Source organism: Methanosarcina horonobensis HB-1 = JCM 15518 (assembly GCF_000970285.1).
GTDB lineage: Archaea > Halobacteriota > Methanosarcinia > Methanosarcinales > Methanosarcinaceae > Methanosarcina > Methanosarcina horonobensis.
Genome location: NZ_CP009516.1, coordinates 1,611,559 through 1,630,825, shown reverse-complemented (window position 1 = coordinate 1,630,825; position 19,267 = coordinate 1,611,559). Strand labels below are relative to the sequence as shown.

Annotated in this window: 14 protein-coding genes, 1 tRNA gene and 1 pseudogene; 11 read left to right on the top strand and 5 right to left on the bottom strand. The window is 39.4% G+C overall.

Translation table 11 applies throughout. From position 1 onward, the window contains the following. Positions 1-539 precede the first annotated feature (539 nt). Positions 540-1,790: a hypothetical protein gene (locus MSHOH_RS07255; RefSeq protein WP_048138521.1), complete on the top strand. Its 1,251-nt coding sequence runs from the start codon at positions 540-542 to the stop codon at positions 1,788-1,790. 109 nt (positions 1,791-1,899) lie between these two features. Here MSHOH_RS07255 and MSHOH_RS07250 read toward each other — a convergent pair whose 3' ends face one another. Next, entirely contained in the window at positions 1,900-3,015 is a 1,116-nt protein-coding gene (locus MSHOH_RS07250) for a site-specific integrase (protein WP_048138519.1), read from the bottom strand. Positions 3,016-3,464: 449 nt separating this feature from the next. Here MSHOH_RS07250 and sugE point away from each other — a divergent pair, with 449 nt between their 5' ends. Genes sugE through MSHOH_RS22670 form a run of 3 tightly spaced genes read left to right on the top strand, consistent with a single transcriptional unit; the run spans position 3,465 to position 4,585 of the window. Next, a complete protein-coding gene (sugE, locus tag MSHOH_RS07245; protein ID WP_048138516.1) occupies positions 3,465-3,782 on the top strand; it encodes a quaternary ammonium compound efflux SMR transporter SugE in 318 nt (105 codons plus the stop codon). A 53-nt stretch (positions 3,783-3,835) separates the two neighbouring features. Next, positions 3,836-4,324, top strand: a complete 489-nt coding sequence (locus MSHOH_RS07240; protein WP_048138515.1) for a GbsR/MarR family transcriptional regulator — start codon at positions 3,836-3,838, stop codon at positions 4,322-4,324. Positions 4,325-4,381: 57 nt separating this feature from the next. Beyond that, positions 4,382-4,585, top strand: coding sequence for an ACT domain-containing protein (locus MSHOH_RS22670; protein WP_082089267.1), 204 nt, complete (start codon positions 4,382-4,384; stop codon positions 4,583-4,585). Between the two features lie 127 nt (positions 4,586-4,712). On the opposite strand, the gene MSHOH_RS07235 is transcribed toward MSHOH_RS22670, so the two are convergent. Next, positions 4,713-7,505 carry a PAS domain S-box protein gene (locus MSHOH_RS07235; RefSeq protein WP_052730754.1) on the bottom strand — a complete coding sequence of 931 codons (2,793 nt, stop codon included), beginning with the start codon at positions 7,503-7,505 and terminating at the stop codon, positions 4,713-4,715. 1,509 nt (positions 7,506-9,014) lie between these two features. On the opposite strand from MSHOH_RS07235, the gene MSHOH_RS07230 reads away from it, so the two are divergent. After that, a complete protein-coding gene (locus MSHOH_RS07230) occupies positions 9,015-9,512 on the top strand; it encodes an SRPBCC family protein (RefSeq protein WP_048138514.1) in 498 nt (165 codons plus the stop codon). Positions 9,513-9,701: 189 nt separating this feature from the next. On the opposite strand, the gene MSHOH_RS07225 is transcribed toward MSHOH_RS07230, so the two are convergent. Together MSHOH_RS07225 and MSHOH_RS07220 are read right to left on the bottom strand one after the other, a co-directional pair. Beyond that, positions 9,702-10,085, bottom strand: coding sequence for a hypothetical protein (locus MSHOH_RS07225; protein WP_048138513.1), 384 nt, complete (start codon positions 10,083-10,085; stop codon positions 9,702-9,704). Between the two features lie 446 nt (positions 10,086-10,531). Beyond that, positions 10,532-11,119 (bottom strand): TetR/AcrR family transcriptional regulator, encoded by a 588-nt coding sequence (locus tag MSHOH_RS07220; RefSeq protein WP_048138511.1) that lies wholly within the window; start codon positions 11,117-11,119, stop codon positions 10,532-10,534. 138 nt (positions 11,120-11,257) lie between these two features. Here MSHOH_RS07220 and MSHOH_RS07215 point away from each other — a divergent pair, with 138 nt between their 5' ends. Genes MSHOH_RS07215 through MSHOH_RS07205 form a run of 3 tightly spaced genes read left to right on the top strand, consistent with a single transcriptional unit; the run spans position 11,258 to position 14,628 of the window. Next, on the top strand, positions 11,258-12,166 hold the full coding sequence (locus tag MSHOH_RS07215) for an ABC transporter ATP-binding protein (protein ID WP_204245400.1): 909 nt from the start codon (positions 11,258-11,260) through the stop codon (positions 12,164-12,166). Positions 12,167-12,168: 2 nt separating this feature from the next. Continuing rightward, the gene (locus MSHOH_RS07210; RefSeq protein WP_048138509.1) at positions 12,169-13,776 is read left to right on the top strand and encodes an ABC transporter permease; all 1,608 of its coding nucleotides are present in this window, start codon (positions 12,169-12,171) and stop codon (positions 13,774-13,776) included. 24 nt (positions 13,777-13,800) lie between these two features. Next, entirely contained in the window at positions 13,801-14,628 is an 828-nt protein-coding gene (locus MSHOH_RS07205) for an SDR family NAD(P)-dependent oxidoreductase (RefSeq protein ID WP_048138507.1), read from the top strand. 41 nt (positions 14,629-14,669) lie between these two features. Here MSHOH_RS07205 and MSHOH_RS22665 read toward each other — a convergent pair. Beyond that, a pseudogene (locus MSHOH_RS22665) lies at positions 14,670-14,849 on the bottom strand (IS630-like element ISMma17 family transposase); the annotation flags it as partial. Positions 14,850-15,602: 753 nt separating this feature from the next. Here MSHOH_RS22665 and MSHOH_RS07200 point away from each other — a divergent pair. From MSHOH_RS07200 to MSHOH_RS07190, 3 genes are all read left to right on the top strand, one after another. Further along, positions 15,603-17,189 carry a M20/M25/M40 family metallo-hydrolase gene (locus tag MSHOH_RS07200; RefSeq protein WP_048138506.1) on the top strand — a complete coding sequence of 529 codons (1,587 nt, stop codon included), beginning with the start codon at positions 15,603-15,605 and terminating at the stop codon, positions 17,187-17,189. A gap of 212 nt (positions 17,190-17,401) precedes the next feature. Then, positions 17,402-17,486 (top strand) — tRNA-Leu (locus MSHOH_RS07195). Between the two features lie 223 nt (positions 17,487-17,709). Beyond that, a complete protein-coding gene (locus MSHOH_RS07190) occupies positions 17,710-19,158 on the top strand; it encodes a saccharopine dehydrogenase C-terminal domain-containing protein (protein WP_048138502.1) in 1,449 nt (482 codons plus the stop codon). Positions 19,159-19,267 lie beyond the last annotated feature (109 nt).

The following is a 19,267-nucleotide window of genomic DNA, read 5'->3' as shown; positions in this document are numbered from 1 at the left end:
ATACTTTTTAATCAGAACTCCTATAGCATGTTCATAGGGGTCTAAAGAGTTTTCCAGAAAGTCTACGGCTTCCTTTTTTGTTGTATAGATTTGTTTCGCATAAGAGGAAAATGATAAATAATTTGTAGTAATTGAATTCATTATCTGCACCTTTACTTTTTGTTGGGTGTAGTACACTCGGCTCTCTCAGATCTTGCAGGGCCTGTCGAGCTGGGTGTAATTCTTAACGAATTGTCATCCATTAGTTCAATGTTCACTGAGCTACTCTGGTTGAGATTGACATTTCTTATCCATATTGTGGGCAAAGGGCAAAGAAAACTGTAACCCGTTTTTTGAATTTTCCGTTGTCCAAGTGATATATTCATTTTAATCACGTCTAATTGTACGCGGATTTTCTATAAAAGCTATTTCTAGGATTTTTTAGAAATAAATTACATATATGTACTAAATATTCAATAGCTACATACAAAATATCTCTGCTAATCAAAGACCATTGTGATAACATATATTTTAAATACCCTCAATACATATCATACAATATGGCAAGAAAAAAAGGAGAAATATCGCAAAGCGGCGTAAAACAAAAAATCATAATATATATTCTTGAAAATAATGGACCACTTGAAGAGTCAAAAATTAGAGAGAAATTAAACAAAAAAGATGAAAAAGCAAATCAGGGAAACATTAATCGACACTTACACGAGTTAGAAGACCATGAGTGTATCGTACCGACGAAAACTAAAAAAGGTCGGCGTAAGTATAACTTATGGGATATAACAAGCGTCCTAAATTTGGAAAGTATTCGCTCTCAGCTCCATGATATACAATTAAATGAATATGAAAAATCCTTAGCTATTCTCCTCCGCAAATTTGGTATTGATAAAAAGTCTTTGCGTTATGTTTACTTCTTTGTTCTATTGAGGTTATCAACCTCGTTTTTTAATGCATGCATGAATACTGATATTAAAACGTTACATTCCCGTGCTCGAGAAATCTTCAACCACGATAAGGGTTTTAAAAAAGAACAACGCATCGAAGAACTTCTAAATGAGTGTAATGCTAAACATATTAAGGGCAAGCTTAATGTTGAACTGCCTAAAAAGAGGTTCCGGGAAATAATGGAAGAGTTAGCTCAGAAAAATGACGAAATCCTTGAAGAATATGCTTGGCGAGTATGTGGTTGCTACAGCGAAGAGGCGAGAGAAAGAAAGAGAAGTAAACCCACTGGAGACAACGCTATCCAAGCAATAAAAAGAAATAGATCTCAAAACCCGAGCTTATTCCCTCTCGAACCAATACCTTGGATAAAGAGTTTTTATATGAAGTTCAGAGAAAATATTCCGGAATTATCAAAAATAGAAATAGAAGCAATCTTGAAAACGCCCGATGAGTATCAAAATATGTGTCTGGAAATGGAAGAAATACTTTCTTTGATGAGAGATCAAAATAAGACATTTAATAGATTATATCTAGATTTACTATTCGAGCATTTTTATTATCAAGACATATTTGATGGCACTGCTTCCACCACAGAAATAACATTTGCACAAAACTCAAAAAAGATTATTGAAGAATATTCTAAGAAGAAATCAGAAGACGACGTAGACATAATAGATGAATTAATTTTAAGCGAGCTAAGAAACATAAGCGAGGTAATGGCTAAGGATAAAATTAAAATACCCTCGGTTTTAGAGAACATTTCTGATGACTCTAAAGTTGTATTATATGATTTATTGAATTTCTATGGTTATCAGCATATTATCGAAAAAATTGAAAAATCGCTTAGCTGAGTGCCATTGGAATGCATTAAACGTCTCACTCAGCTTGAAAACCCTTTTGAACTGTTATTTTATAAATGTTTAAATTAACAAATTTACATCCTCACTAGATTGAACGCATTTATTGTGTTTCGTTGAATTTCTTCACGAGGTTTAAAAGTTCTAACATCATAGTATTGTCTGCCTGTCCAACAGTTACGGTCTTTATGTCTTGGACATCTACAGCAAGTTTGTGATCTAGGATCATTGAACATATATAACAATACTTTGCACCTACAGGGTTCTTGGTTTTGCATCGAGGGCATTCTGCAGGTTTAAGTTCTTCCTCTCTTTCCTTACTATCGTCTTCAATAATTCCATTCTTAGCAAGCAATTTCTTTTCAATATCTGCACCTGAAAGATGTAAATATGTTGCAGGCATGTTGCTCTCCTTAGTCCAACCTGCAAATATTCTTAATTCCATCTCATTAAATCCTCTTTTAGCAAGATCTGTTAACCGACCATGTCGAAATGCATGAGGATAAACATTCTTTTTTATTCCAGCCTTATCTGCGAGGCTATTTAGCATATTGTTTACTGTTTGTTCATTGAGCCTTCTGTAATTTCCATTATATTTCCTATCTGTAATGAACAGAGGCGCGCTAGGATCGTCCCTGAGGGGATGAATATTTAGATAAAGCTGCAGGTCTGGGACGCTATCGATAAGCCTTATTCTTCTTTTCCCCGTCTTTCCGTCAACAATAACTGTAGCTCCGTATTTATCAGGCTGGATATGTCCTATATTTATGTTCAATAGTTCACCTTTTCTTGTTGCGGAGTCCCAGAGTACCATAACTAAAGCCCTATCCCTCTGATTGTTTGCAGCATCCCGTAGAGTAAGGACATCTCTAGATAAAAGGACTTCATCTACAGGTAAGTTATTTTTGGGTTGCTTGCTTTTGATTCCCGTAAAAAAATCATTGCCAGGCTTTAGCCATTGAAAGAAAGTTCTTAGGGTCAAAAAGTTATTGTGCACAGTTGTCTTACTGCATGTCTTTTTGCGGTGAATTATGAAATTCTCTAAATCTTTCTTTTCAACTGTATTAAGAGGTTCATTTTTCATGAACTCGACAAATGCTTTTAATCTCCACTGTTCCCCAAGAATCGACTTTTCTTTCTTCCCAGCTAAGACAGCATAACGTATATAATCGTCAATAATTTCTCTATTCTTTTCCGTAAACTCGGGAGGGTTTTTCATAAAAGTAATATAACGGCATTATATAAAAATATGTCTAAATCCAGTATCGTATTTCATATAGGATTCAGAGTCCAGTCTTGTAGGAGTTCGTGCGTTCGAATCGCACCTCTTGCATTTAACTTTTTTTAATTAATCCTATAACTATTTTGGTTTTTTACGTTTCTTTTAAGTTGTGGCAAGATGCTTTTCTAAGGCGGTAGAATTAAGATCTGGTATCGAAGGATCCCGTGAGCTCGAGTCCCACCCCTCGAACTGATCTACTGGCATATACGAAGCCGGAAAAGGTACGAGCTTGTGTAGTTTTTATTGCATAACCGTGTTTTGACTTTTTGCTCAAGTTTATTTTGATTTCTTACTGTGAGCTAAACGAATTCTTTTCCAAAATGTATAAATACAAATTTAACATCAACAGCTTTTAATAATTATTAAAAGCTGTGAAAGGAATAATCATGGAATGGATAATTTTAATAATTGCAGGATTATTTGAAACCGGATGGGCAATCGGATTAAAATACAGTAACGGATTAACCAGATTCTATCCAGTGGTATTTACGGTCATTACTTTGATTTTAAGCATGTATTTATTGGAAAGAGCTTTGAGAACATTGCCTGTTGGAACAGCTTATGCAGTTTGGACAGGTATTGGTATTATTGGGACAACAGTATTGGGAATACTCCTTTTCAATGAGTCAATGAATATAACACGAATCTTCTTTATTGGATTAATTGTCATTGGTATTGGCGGATTAAAACTGGTATCAGCCTGATTATCTATCTCCTAATATTTGATAAGAAATACTCCGATTCATGAGTGAGAAAAATGAAGGATATTGAAGAAAAGATAATTGACATCGGTCATGAGATTTTTAAAGGCTATGGGGTTGATGATATCACTGCACAAATCCTATCGATACTTAACTTTGAATCAAATGAAATAAGTATGGAGGAATTAGCACAGAGAACCGGATATAGTCTTGCTTCTATCAGCCTTAAGATTAAAAATATTGAACAATTTTGGAGCATAAAAAGGATATACAAGCCAGGATCTCGCAGGACATATCTGTATATGGAAAAAAACCTGTTAGATGCTTTTGCTATCCAAATCAGGAATGGATTTGAAACCGAATTGGACATTGCAAAAACGAGAATAACTCCCCTTATAGAAGAATATAGAAAAAATGCCACTACTCAGGAACAAAAAACTAAACTCCATACGTATGAAAATTATCTATCTGAAATTAATAAGTTTGAAGAATTGATCCACTATATATACTATCAAATTAATTATCTAAAAAAGAATCAGGATTAAGTTATTGCTAACTCTAGATCACATAATGAACTCGGTGGCAGAGTGCTGTAGCCTAGGATGATTATTGTCGGAGTGAGATACTCTGCAATTTTGAATGATGCTGAAAACAGTACCTTTGGCCTTTGGGAGAAGATAAATTATGGTAGGAAGAGTGGTGATTATGTATTCTGTACAGTTGACGGTAACTACTCAGATTATGAGCATTTGAATCCATTGACTTGCTTTATGAAAGAAGAAGGTTTAACATTGAGCTCATCTTAAAACTATAAATACCATCTTTTATACTTATATCCATTTTTTATACTTGTATTATGGAGATGTTAATGGAATTAGAGCCTGGTCTCGCAGGAGTTCGTATGTTCGAATCGCATCTCTCGCACTAAACTTTTTACTCATTTTCCTGTGGTTTTAAGTCAACTTGAGTAAGATCATCTTTCTCTATCACTGTGAATCTCATAGTGAACTCTGTGCCAGTGTTCCCTTTCAATTCAAACTTCCCACCTAATTGGTCTACAAGGGAAGTTATAAGTTGAAACCCAAGACTATCAAGCTCTTCAATATCAAGATTTTCTGGAATACCTGCACCATCATCTGAAACAGTGAGAATGAAGCTGGTACTCTTACAATCTTCGGTTACACTTTTTATACATCCTTCATTTTCTTCTCGACTGAGTTTGATCAGAATCTCTCCTTTATCTCTGCCTATAAATGCATGTTTGAGGGAGTTGGAAACAAGTTCATTGACAATTATTCCTAATGGGACTGCAGTATCCATGTCAAATAAAATATTCTCTTTAAGATCCAGCTTTAAGCTAATATTGGAGCTTCCAAGGCTATATGTCTCGAAAAGATTCTCTGCGAGTTCCTGAATATAAGAAGAAAAGTTTAGTGTTTCGAACCCTCCACCTTTGTAAAGCTCTTCATGAATAAGAGCCATAGATATCACTCTATCCTGGCTTTCCCTAAAGGCTTCAAGAACCTCCGAATCCTTAATATTCACCCGATTTTTGAACTGCTCAGCCTGAAGGTCCAGCAGGGAGGAAATTACCTGAAGGTTATTCTTTATTCTGTGGTGAATTTCCTTCTTACGGGCAGTCTCAATATTTGCCAGAGATTCTTCAGCTTTTTTGCGCTCAGTAATATCAGTTAGCATGCTCATAGCGCCCAAATAATTACCGTCCTTAGAAAGAAGAGGTTTGGCATTTAGAAATGTCCAGAGGGATGAGCCGTCTTTACGTATCAATTTCAATTCATAACTCCCACTTGCACCCTTCATCCTCTTTTTAAGATTTTGTTTGACAATAGGTCTATATTCTTCACTGATGAAACCCCATATTGGTTTACCAATAAAATTTTCCAGGGTATATCCTAGCATGTCTACTAGCTTCTGGTTAACATACGTGATTGTGGCTTTATCGTCGGTTATGAGTATGCCTTCATTTGCTGTCTCTACAATGTTTCGGTACTTTTCCTCACTATCCCGAAGTTTTTCTTCTGCTTTCCTGCGCTCGGTAATGTCAATGTCCATCTTGAGGATCATGGGAGAGTCGTCTACATCAGTAAAGGGGAAATTGTAGACATCAATCACACTTCCTTCTGGGGTAGTAACTTCCCAATGGTGAGGTTGACCGGTTTCAAGCACTTTATATGATTCACAGAACTCACAGGGCTGGGTGCTCCCAAAGCAACACTCATAACAGTGCAGACCTTCTGACTCACCGAACTTTTCACGGAAACTGCGGTTGGCAAAGGCAATTCGATGGTCAGGTGTTAGCAGAGCTATCATTACCGGCAATGTCTCCAGCACATCAAAGAGCCGCTGCCGTTCAGACTCGACAGCTTCGGCAACCTTACAACTCAATTCAGTCTCGCGCAGCGTCTCCTCCGCCCGCTTGCGCTCTGTAATGTCTTGGACTATCCCCGCCATCCAACGAACATTTCCGGTATAATCTACTTGGTGCCGTCCTGCTGCCCAGATCCACCGGATTACACCATCCACGCGCCTGATACGACACTCGAAACTCCAATCGCCACCCGAGGTTATAGCCTTCTGGAATTCTTTGTCCACCATCGCTCGGTCCTCAGGCAACACGTGGTTGAGGAACATTTCGTAGGTCCACTTCGGGAGAAGTTGCTCGTAGCCGAAGATGCGGTCGTGCTCGAGTGATCGATGGGAAAAATCATAATTCACTAGGTCGAGATCCCACGCGCCGGTGTGTATGGTTTCGAGTGCGAAGTTCAACCGCTTTTCACTCTGGTGCAGTGCCTCTTCAGCCAATTTTCGCTGGGTAATGTCATTGAAAACAACAGCTACTTTTCTGCTGCCTTCACCCCCGAAACGCGAAGCGTAGACGTCAAACCAGCGATCAAGTTCTTCAATCCGGTTTTCTAACCGGACTGGCTCGCCAGTTATTGCTACCTGGCCGAAGCTCTCGATCCAATAATCTTCGAAATTAGGGAGAAGCTCACGAGCTCGCTTGCCTACGACATCCTTAAGTCCTGTCATCTTCTCTTGCGACGGATTGGCCTCAAGGATCCGATGGTCCACTGCTTTTCCATTGTCGTCGAAGATCATCTCGATAATATTGAAGCCTTCGTCGATTGAATTGAACAGCGAACGATATCTCTCTTCAGAAATCCGCAAGGCTTCTTCAGCTCTTTTGCGTTCAGTAATGTCCTTCGCAATCTCTAACCGCACATCTCTACCATCCGGCCACTTGATGATCCGGTCCATAATCATGAAATATCGGTCCACAGTTGGGTTGTAATACTCCCAGTGGTAGGGCTTATCCCTCTCCTTTAAAATAATCGGATTGGTGCAGAAATCGCAGGGAGAAACCCTCCGCTGGAACTCCCGGTAGCAAATCCCTTCCATGAGTTCACCGCCGAACTTCTCCTTCATCGCTCTATTCGCATACAGCACCTCGTAGGTGTACGGATCGGTCACGTACACCACATCGTCCATTCCATCGAAAATTGACAGGAGCTGCGATCTTTCGAAAGCCAATGTCTCCTCAGCCCTCTTACTCTCAAGCTCCCTTTCACTTATGGCTCGCCGGAGTTCATCAGCTTCTTCCAGGCACACTCTAAGGTTCTGTATCTCATCTTTTAAAGCACGGTTTTCATCTAATAGTACCTGATATGGTATGGGCTCTTGGTCTTTTGCCCCTTTTAAACTCATATTTTACCCTTCCAAAAGCCGATTATTTTATAAGTCCTTAATTGTGAACGTTCATCCAATAATATGGATAGAGCTGGATTTTCCAGATTAAACGCTACACCATATCCTTTGCCAATTCCTTCTTCCGTCCATCAGAGAATCCGGCAAGCGGATAAGTTAGCCGAGAGAATTTTTCAACCATCTCTTGGGCTAGTCAGGATAATACCATATATTACGATCGGATAGCATGTGGTAAAGTTTTTCACCGTCCTGTTGCTCCTGATCTATACTAACAATCTCATATTTTTCTCTGGTCATGATGAAGAGTCAAAATATGTCACAATATTTCTACTTTGTCTAAGCTTTCAAACTTTACCAGTTTTAATTTATTTACAGAAGTAAATATTACAATTTGATATTTATATAAAGAGTTATTAATATAAACAATATAATAAATATTTTGTCTATTTGATTTATCGGAAAAAATGCATATTATATTTTGTATATCTAATAACTTTCTTCAAAGAAATTTCGAAAATGAAACAAAAATCACTTTTGGATAGCTAATCTGCAAAAGGTAAAATATACTATTTTCTGTTTTTATAATAATGTATAACAATTTTTGCAGATTTTCAATTTTAAGCAAAAGGTCTAGATGAGCCTAATCGATCTATAAGTTTTTCAGAGTCCAGTTTCGTAGGAATTCGTGCGTTCAAATCGCACCTCTCGCATCAAAATTTTTTTTGTAATTCCAAAGCTCATGATTTATCCTTCTATTTTGCCGTCAATCTTAAATTTTTCCTGTGGAGTTCTGTTCTCAGATCTAAGTCCTATGGTGGAGAGTTTGTTGTACCTTCTCACTCTGGAACGGGCACAAAAGCAAAGAAATTTCAGGATAAGAAATGAGGAAAAGAAATTGGGTTATTCATATTCGTTATTTGTTTTTGGCGAAGCTTCCTATAGCTAAATTCAATTCCTGCAACCAGAATTACTATGGTATCAACTATTAGAATTAGATAGATAATCTGATAAAATGTGGTCATAGCGGCAGATTAGTTTTTTTGTAGAAAGCTGTTTTGCTTTAGTTTCATAGTTTGAGTAGGGATATACTCCTATCTTTTACTAGTTAACCGATAGCAAGAGGACTTTGATTCAGAATTTACTGACATACTTTTTGCCTTTATCCATAAAACTCTCACTTTGAGCTATCCCAAAACCAATTTTGTTTTCGCACTAATATGAGTTTGAGAACTAAAAAGGTAATACTATTAGACTTACGCGGTTGAGGTTCAAATTAAGATCAATAGGTATTACTGTCAAACATGGGTTTTAGACAGTTGAAGGCTTAACGTAATTTATTTTTCAGTTCAACCGCCTAAGTCATATACATAAAAATCCTTTTATTTTGGGGAGTAGAAGACCTGCATTTAAAAAAGAAGTGGACATTTAAACTGAAATTTATGAAAACAAAAAGCTGAGATCAGGAATTATTCTACTCACAATTATCTGGCGTAAAGGGGGTAAGCATAAATGGTAGAATTGAATCAGAAAACTGTGGATCAAGAGCTTGTCATTACACGATTTTTTGATGCACCGCGGGAGCTCGTTTGGAAGGCATGGACTAAGCCAGAGCACTTAATGCAATGGTGGGGACCGAAAGATTTCACTGCGCCTGTTATCAAGATGGATTTCCGCGTGGGAGGGAAGTATCTTTGGTGCATGCGATCACCTGAAGGTGAGGATTACTGGAGTACAGGCGTTTATCGGGAAATTGTCGAGCAGGAGAAGCTTGTCACTACCGATTCATTTTCAGACGCTCAAGGTAACGTTGTACCAGCTTCTCATTATGGAATGAGCGGAGACTGGCCCTTAGAGTTACTTGTGACGGTAATATTCGAAGAAAACGACGGTAAAACTAAGATCACTCTGCGACATGAAGGCATTCCCGCGGGTGAAAATAGGGATTTGGCTAAAGCCGGTTGGAACGAATCCTTAGACAAGCTCTCCGAATATCTCAGGAAATTTTAAAAGAGATCAAATATAAGAGGAATTTGATAACTAACTGCTGGACAATATATAAACGCAATCAATAGCCAACGATCAAAAAAAGTCAATTTATAGAGGTAGTTAATTTGATTTTTATAAAAGTGACTGTTGATGTTGTTTTATCCGGGTTGAATAGTTACGTAGAAACTTTCAAAATCAATTATTTTATCATTACTCCTTAATTTCATCCCACATTAAACCACGTGCTCCACATCTAGGAGCACGTAAGCTATTTTCAGTAATCATCCATTTTATGTGATTAACCAAATATTTGTAAGAAAAATTATTGAGTTTCTTATAGTGTATCTCATTTATAACATCGTTCAACAAACGGATAGTAAGCCGTGTCTGTTCTTTTCGTATGCTGTCACTCAGGAAGCTAGGGGAACCTTTCTCAAAGTGCCATAGTATCCACTCATCAGTCACAGGATATCGTTTCTTTGCCAACTCCTTCAGCTCAACTACTAAATCTAAACTCGGGTTTTTTTCAAACTCTTCAATTGCAGCCTTTAACCTGTTCAGGTTAGCCAGTTTAGTTTCTTCACTTACTGCCATTTTTAATCTCCAGTTTCCTAAAAATACTCTTACTTCATAGTCTTCTATTTAATTGAATGTAAATTCCTTCTGTAGTGGGAAATTAGTAACTCGGAGGAAAACAAGTAATATGCCCCTGGTGTTGGAGTCTACTCCTTGAAGTACAGGTAAAAGAAGATGACAAGAGGCTGTACTGGTTGAAACTACTGCTGAGTGAACAGGAGAGAAAGCAAAAAAAATCAATAGTATCATGTTGATAAGCTGCAATAGATCTGTAAAACCAAGCATCTCTTCCATACAATTTCTAGTGCTAATTGTGATTTTAAGTGGGTCAGAACACTTTTATGATAGATTCTAAATTAATTACAGGCGTATTGAAGGCTAAGGCTGCCGGATAAGGCGGCTATGCAGATGGAATGAGTAGGCATGGTAAATGAAATGAAGTACGCAGCAGAAAAGAATCCGCCTTATTCCGTCTTATCGGCGATAGGCTGTCCCGCCAGCCCATATAGCATTAAATCATATAATTCTTTCAACAAATTCTTGTTTCTATTCTTCAGCATTTCAGGGTGCTGAACCGCATTTTGATACATATTTAGATAAAGCATAGCCGCTTCAATAGAAAGCTCTCTGCGTATATACCCTTCCCTGCGCCCTTTCTCAATAAATTGGCTTACGATATAAGGATATCTGCGTTCATAAAAATCGTCTATCAGCTTCTTTATCTCCGGATCGGTAAGAAGCTCCAAATTGATTTGATCAATGAAATCATCCTTCATTGATACGGCACGTTTCATTAATTCAGGAAAAGGAAGGTCGGTTTCCCATAGTTCTTTTTTTGCTTTCCAACCGCTTTCAAGGAGGTTTATGAATGTATCCTTCATCAGGCCCTCCTTGCTCCCAAAATAATTATAAATGCTGGCCGGCGCAACCCCTGCCTTTTGAGCAATTTCATTTATACTGGTTTTATCTGTACCGTACGTACAAAAAAGCTCTAAAGCGGCGGTGCGTATTTTATCCTTTTTTAACTCTGTTCTACGTTTAAATCCGTTCATATTTTCACCTTATTTTAATAATACTAAATGTTTTACAATGAGTTAATATAAAATATATAAAATTTGGCAAAATTTTTATTGTTAGACGTTATAGAGATATTAGAGTAAATCATTATAAAACATATAAATTCAAAAGGAATGTACATGAATGTGATTCATATTCAGAAGCTGACCAAGTCCTTTGGCACTACCCAGGCATTAAAGGGAATTGATCTCACAGTGAAGCAAGGGGAAGTACACGGGTTTATTGGTCCCAACGGCGCTGGGAAGTCTACGACTATTCGCATCCTGCTGGGAATTTTGCAAAAAACGTCGGGAGAAATTACATTGTTTGGTGGAGATCCCTGGCAGGATGCAGTGAAATTGCATCGCCGACTTGTTTATGTCCCCGGTGATGTTACTCTATGGCCAGATCTATCAGGAGGTGAAATCATCGACCTTCTTGGGCGGCTGCATGGAGGACTTAACGTTTCTCGAAAAAAACAACTGCTGGAACGCTTTCAGCTTGATCCAACCAAAAAGAGCAGAACCTATTCCAAAGGAAATCGGCAGAAAGTAGCTTTGGTGGCAGCCTTTTCCTGTGAAGCGGAACTATATCTTTTGGATGAGCCCACCTCGGGACTTGACCCTCTGATGGAAGTGATCTTTCAGGAGTGCATGGCGGAAATAAAAAAAGCCGGCAAGACCGTGCTCCTGTCAAGCCATATCCTGTCTGAGGTGGAGACCCTTTGCGACCAGGTAAGCATTATCCGGCAAGGGCAGATTGTAGAATCTGGAACTTTATCCCAACTTCGGCATCTTACCCGTACCACCGTTAATGTGGAGACCGGTAGCGTTGCCATCGGGCTGGAAAAATTGTCTGGAGTTCATGATATTTTACAAGATGGATTGAAGTACCGTTTTTCTGTAGACTCCAATGCCATGACCGAGGTGATGGAGGTATTGCTGCCTTTGGGGATCAAATCTTTGGCGGCTGAACCTCCCAGCTTGGAGGAGTTGTTCATGCGCCATTATGGTGACGATATTCGTGAAAGAGGAGGAGTTTAGAGATGAAAACCAGTGATTTTGCAGGCACCGGAACACTTTTCAGGCTATTTCTGCGCCGGGATAGGTTCTTGCTGCCCCTCTGGATATTCCTTCCTGCGATTCTGAGTTTGGTAACGGCAGCTACTTTCATCGCAATGGCCAGCCAAGGACTGCAGAGTGTTCTAACTGAATTTGATAAAGATCCATTGATTTCTGCACTTCTTGGCCCGGTCATGTCCTTTGATCTTCCAGGAGCTATTGTATGGCGAGGTGTTTCACAAATCGCATTGACATTGGGGATCGGCAGCATACTTACCGTAATCCGACACACCCGCGCAGATGAAGAAACGGGCCGCAGCGAGTTGGTTCGTGCCTGTGTGGTAGGCCGTTATGCCAACCTGACTGCTGCGCTAATTTTGACTTGTGTTGGAAACTTGGCAGCAGGAGTGCTGATAGCCTTGAGTATCATTTCCCTTGGGGGTGCTGCAGATGGTTCCTTTCTGTTTGGAGCGACCATGTCGGCCGTTGGGTTCTTTTTTGCTGGAATAGGCACTTTAGGTGTTCAGCTCCGGGAAAACAGCGGAACTGCGCGAGGCATTGGTGTCGCAACTTTGGGATTGGGAATCGCAATGGCGATTTTAAATAACTTCGGAGGCGGCGATACCTTATTAAGATGGATTACACCCATGGCATGGCAACGGCTGACCCAACCATTTGCCGGCAATCATGGCTGGAACCTGTTATATTGTGTTGCTTTTGCGATTGTACCCATCGTTATTGCTTATGTGCTTTCTGCTCGCAGAGACCTGGGGGCAGGTGTTCTTTTGGCCCGGAACGGGCCCCCAGAAGCAACTCTCCATTTTTCCAGTCCTTTAGCGTTAGCTTGGAGGCTGCATAAGAGAAGTTTTATCGGTTGGTTAGTGGGGACAGTATTGTATATTGCTGTGTTTGCGGCCATTTCTCCCGGTTTATCCAATACCGGCGGAATGAGTGATTGGCTGTCGAACCTGGGTGGCACAGGTTGGTCTGATGAGGTGGGTTTGGGCCATGTCTTTATTAGTATCAGCTTTTATCTGATATCTCTTTTTGTGGCTGTCTATGCCATGACCGCTGTATTGCATCTGAAAAAAGAAGAAAACGAAGGCAGAGCAGAAATACTGATGGATAAGAAAGTTAGTAGGATTCGATGGATGAGCAGCCATTTAATCGTAGCATCTTTATGTTCTGCTGCATTGCTGCTGGTTATGGGCATTGTCGGGGGACTGGTTTATGGGCTTGCAACCGGCGATTTAAGCAATGAATTTTGGCACATTTTTGGCATGAGCGTTTCAAAAATTCCACCTGTATGGATACTGTTAGGCGTAACAGCTTTATTGTATGGCTTATGGCCCCGAATAACAGCGCTGGGATGGGTGGTTTGGTTATTGTTTAGTATGTTGGAGTTTGCTTGGGAAGCGCAGATAATCGATTGGTCGCTGATGGGTATTTCTCCTTTTTCTTATGCTCACTATACCATTAGTATTACAAATCTGCCGCTGCTTCCGCTGTTTTGGCTGCTTTGCCTTTCAGCTATACTGACAGGTATTGGATTGCTTGGATTAAGAAATAGAGATGTTTTGACAAAAGCATAAACAATTTATTGAGGAGGAGAAGCAATGGAAAAAGTAGCACTCATCACAGGGGCAGCCTCAGGTATTGGGTTTGCATTAGCACGTCTCTTGGCTCGAGATAACTGGACGGTTATTCTCACTGATTGCAACAAAGAACAGGTGGATACTGCCGCGAAATCATTAATCGATGAAGGTGGTAAGTGTTTCGCCATGCTGCTCGATGTCACCGATTATGCTGCCATCAATGCGACCATAGATAATATAATAGCGCAGCATGATCAACTCAACCTCGTTATCAACAGCGCCGGTATCGCTATCTTCGGTGAAATGAAAGACATCCCCATAGAAAACTGGAAATCCATAATCAACGTGAATCTCTGGGGTGCGATTTACGTTACCGATGTTGCCTATAAAAAAATGATCGCACAAGGGAGTGGTCATATCGTCAACATCTCTTCCGCTGCTGGATTAGTACCGTCCTCTATGCGTATACCATATACCACCGCCAAGCACGGTGTCGTCGGACTATCTACCTCACTGCGTGCCGAAGCCGAAGGCTATGGCATCAAGGTAAGCGTGGTGTGCCCAGGAAATGTTAAAACCAATATATTTAACACGATCAAGGTCGTGGGCGCCTCCAGTGCTATTGTCCAAAAGAGAATAGCGAAATCGCACTTAATGTCGGCCGACACCGCCGCAAAACATATCTTGCGTGGTGTTGCGCGCAACAAGGCTATTATACCGCTGACAGCCAGCGCACATATCGTATGGCGACTGTACCGGTACACGCCGGGAATTCACCGCATATTCCTTGCAAAGATCACAGAAAATTACCGCAAGCTTATTGAAGAAGACGCGAAAGCTAACAAATAAAGGGTCGCTACCTGCGCTGCTGGATTGGAATCACACATAAGTCACCACTTTAAATAGTGTGACATTTTATATGAAAAGGTATGTCTTTCCCAAAATTCTTCCAATTCTTCTTTTAATACTTTAATATTTTTGAACGATTTTATTGACATTAGTTCTTCTCTTGTCATTTTCCAACAATATTCTGTTGGGTTCCTATCTGGAGTAGCTGGAGGAATTATGACTTATTCAGAGTTCAGTTTCGTAGGAGTTCGTGCGTTCGAATCGCACTCCTCGCATCAAACTTTTCTCCTGTAATCAGTAGTAATTTGTAGCTCTTTTTTTACATCCTGTAATTAATCTTCAAGACTTAATTATCTCAGATCCTTGAACTTATTAGAAACTAAATTTGAGTAGTTTAAATATCTAATTTTTTAATATAGATTAGTTCAGGAATGGGTTAATGTATACCTAAAAAGCCTAACATGGCCAAATTTTTTAGTTACGCTTATTAATATTTAATTTCTAACTGACAAGTTTATTGAGAGAAACTAAGGAGAAAAATTGTATTATTCTTCACTTTGACTTCCTCAAACTAAAGTAGAATTATCTTCTCCTTCTATATTATTTAATCAGACATTCCTTTTCGCCAGAGAAGTATTATATATTAGGCAGTAAGATTTCATAAAAATTATCGAATTTGATATTGATAAAGTACATTTCTTAAAGGGATAAATGGAAAAGAATTTGGAGTGGCAACGCTGCACAGATATTATAATAAGAAAAGTAAGTACTTGCCTTCCTTCCCTAATAATCCTGTTGTGAATGGTTACTTAGTTCGCATTATTACGCATTATCTTCATCATGTAGATAATTCGAAGTATATTGCCCTATTAGGATTTAGCAAGAAACATCTCTTGAATCTACTTTCCCTAGCGCTGATAATGGAACCATAAACTGTTATGGAATTACGAGAGATCTTCAGGAGCGGGTAATTCATGTCAAAAATATTGGACGATTATTTTGAGCCAAAGGCCGTTCATGATCATTTTATAGAACTAACAAAACTATATCATCCCTCCGGCGAGGAGGACAGTGTTCGGGAATACATTATACAGTGTGCTAAAGAAATGGAAGGTGTAGAAGTCACTTATTACGAGCCAGATGCCAAATATCCTGGAGAAAGAGTTATTGTTCTTCGAAGAAAGGGTTCAGGGAAGTATTCTGGTGCTCCTTATGTCACTTTGCAGGCTCACATGGATATGGTATGTTCCCCTAATAAGAATATTTTCCCCTTAAATGTCTTTGGTTATACTGATGAAGAGGGAGTAAAGTGGATAAAAGCCGGAGATAAGGAAAGTGTCTTTTATCCAGAAAAAGGCACTACATTGGGAGCAGATGATGGAATTGGTTTAGCTACCATACTTGCCCTCTTAGAAGATAAGAAACTCAAAGATTACCCAATTGAGTGTTTATTTACTGCCCAAGAAGAAACCGAAATGATTGGGGCTGCGAGTTTTAACAAGAATCTCTTGGAAGGAAGAATGTACATAAATCTTGATGCAGAAAATGCAAAAATTATTATTTACGGCAGTGCTGGAGGGTGTCGTACTCAGTATGAAGGAAATGTTACTTTATTGCCTATACCTTCTGATTTTATTACACTGAAATTATCGATCTCAGGGCTACTTGGTGGACATTCAGGAGTTAACATCAACGCTGGAAGACTTAATTCTATCAAAGTTCTCACTGAAGCTCTCATCCGACTCAATAACCGACTCACAAACCTTGATTCTTTGGGTAAAAGTATTAAAAGCTATGATCTGCGTCTCATTTCAATGGAAAGGGACGAAGATCCTAATCTATACAAAATTCCAAGCTGCGCAAGTGCCATAATTACTCTTTCAGGTAACAATGAGGCAGAATTTGGAAGTGATTTTAAGGCCTATTGTGAAGCTTTAAGGGTGCAGTCTCAACTCGAGAAGAGTGAATTTGTTTGTGATGTCCAAAAAGCTGATTATATCCAGAATTCCCTTGATGAAGCATCAACGGATACGCTTCTTTGCTTGCTTCGGCAGATACCATATGGCGTTATCCGCACGATTCCGACATTACCTAACCTGGTTGAGACTTCATGCAATCTGGCTAATATTGCCATTAGGCCAAAAGAAGGTAGTTCAATAGAAGGTATTGTGGAAATAAATGTTTCAAATCGCAGCTCTGATTTTGATTCTATGAAAAACCTCATTCAAATACAAAAGACAATAGGGAGACTCTACAGATACACCGTAGAAACAGGTAATCCTTTTCCATCGTGGAAACCAAATGATAATTCTGCCTTACTTGACAAAGCGAAAAATGTGTACAAAGAAATTCATGGTGACGCGTTCAAAGCAACTGTAATTCATGCTGGTCTCGAATGCAGCTATGTTTTAGAAAAATATGGTGATGAGATGGACTGCATCTCTATAGGACCTACTATAATGAACCCACACACTGGCGGAGAAAGCCTTAAGACAGCCACAGTGGAACAATTATATAAAGCGGTAACTAGCCTTATTCAGAGCCTTTTCGTAGCTTTGTAATTACAGAAGAGGTATTACTGATTGTAATAAAATAATCCTTACTCGAACTATTGTAGTTTGTCAAGTACTGGAAGCAACAAAGGTGAAACTTAATTATAAAGAATGATTATTACTTCCTTCTATTTTTTACCTTACGAGTCCGAGGCTATTATATTTCTTTCAGAGATTAATATAGATGACTAAATTTTATTTAACATTAAACAAACCAAAATGCGAGGATTGCCCAGCCAAGTCAAAGGCGCCAGATTCAGAGTCTAGTCTCGTAGGAGTTCTTGCGTTCGAATTGCACTCCTCGCACTCTGATATTATGTATTTTTTAATTTAGAACTTGACTTTTCATATTTGCACCCGATCTGTTTTGTTAATCTAGGACGAAGATTGTTCAGATTTTTAGAAAATATGCGGGATGACTGTCTTTTTCAATCATGGATATCCGCTCATGTTTGGAGGAATCAGGTCACATTATTGAGAAAAGTTAATATGAGAAAAGTTATATCTGTGCCTTACGTTTTACGAAACCATGAAAAAAAGGTTTTCCAATAAAGTCCTCATTATTGGCTATGGATCCGTCTCACAATGCACCCTACCCCTTTTACTGGACAAACTCGATGTTCCGCTAGAAAACATTACCTTAATTGATTTTGAAGACAAATCAAAAGCCCTGAAAAAGTATACTAATCAGGGACTGAGATTTGTCTGTGAAAAGATTACCCCGAAAAATTTGGATCAGGTTCTGTCACAATATATGGAAAATGAAGGCTTGATCATTGATCTTTCATGGAATATTGATGCCAATGACATTATTAAGTGGTGCCATGATCACAATGTATTGTACGTTAACACTTCAGTTGAAGTATGGGATCCTGCTGAGAAATTTTTGACTCAAAGTCTACTGGAAAAATCGCTTTATTTACGGCAAATGAGATTGCTTGAACTTTCCCGTGACTGGAAAGATGCACCGACTGCTGTTGTTGACCATGGAGCAAATCCTGGCCTGATAACTCACTTCGTAAAGCAAGGTTTGCTGGATATTGCCGCCCGCACCTGTGCGGATAAGAAAGTCTCTCCCGAAGATGAAAACGAAATTACTCTTCTTGCAAAAAACAGGGATTTTGCCCGCCTGGCTGAGAAATTGGGAATCAAAGTGATCCATTGTAGCGAGCGGGATACTCAAATTACCAACCGGCCAAAGGAAGTTAATGAATTTGTAGGAACATGGAGCATTGAAGGATTGAGGGAAGAAGGGACGGCTCCGGTTGAAATAGCCTGGGGAACGCATGAGAGCAAATTGCCGCCCCTGGCGCATATACCTCCTTACGGACTGAAAAATACGATTTTCTTGCCCCGGATGGGCATTAATACCTGGGTCAGATCGTGGATACCGGATGAAGAAATTGTAGGTATGGCGATTCGTCATGGCGAATCATATGGCCTTTCAAAACTGTTAACTGTTTGGGAAAATGATGAGGCGATCTATCGGCCTACTGTTCATTATGCTTATATGCCATGTCATGATACACTTTCCTCTCTTTGTGAATTGCGAGGCCGGAATTATGAGCTTCAACCCAGACTCAGGATTATGACAAATGAAATTATATCTGGGGAGGATGTGATGGGAGCACTCTTGATGGGCCATTCTTATAATTCCTGGTGGACTGGGAGTTCGTTGAGCATTGAAGAGGCCAGATCCCTTGCTCCCGGTCAGAATGCTACTACTGTTCAGGTAGCTGCAGGCATTGTTGCTGCTATACTCTGGATGCTTGAAAACCCGAGAGAAGGTATAAAAACACCTGAGGACCTGCCTCATGATTTTGTCCTGGATATTGCTAAACCGTACCTTGGAAAGTTAATTTCCACACCGTCGGACTGGACACCGCTTAAAAATCGCAAAATATTTTTCAAAGAAAATCCAGCCGTGAAACACAATCCCGATCCATGGCAATTCGAAAATTTCCTTTTCGTAGGTTAATCCGAAGTAAATATTCCAAGTGCCCCCCCCAGGGCAGACTGATGTCTGTCTAGGAAGGGGCGCCTTTCCACTTTGCCTCCGCGTTAAATACCAGAAGGCAACAGGAACA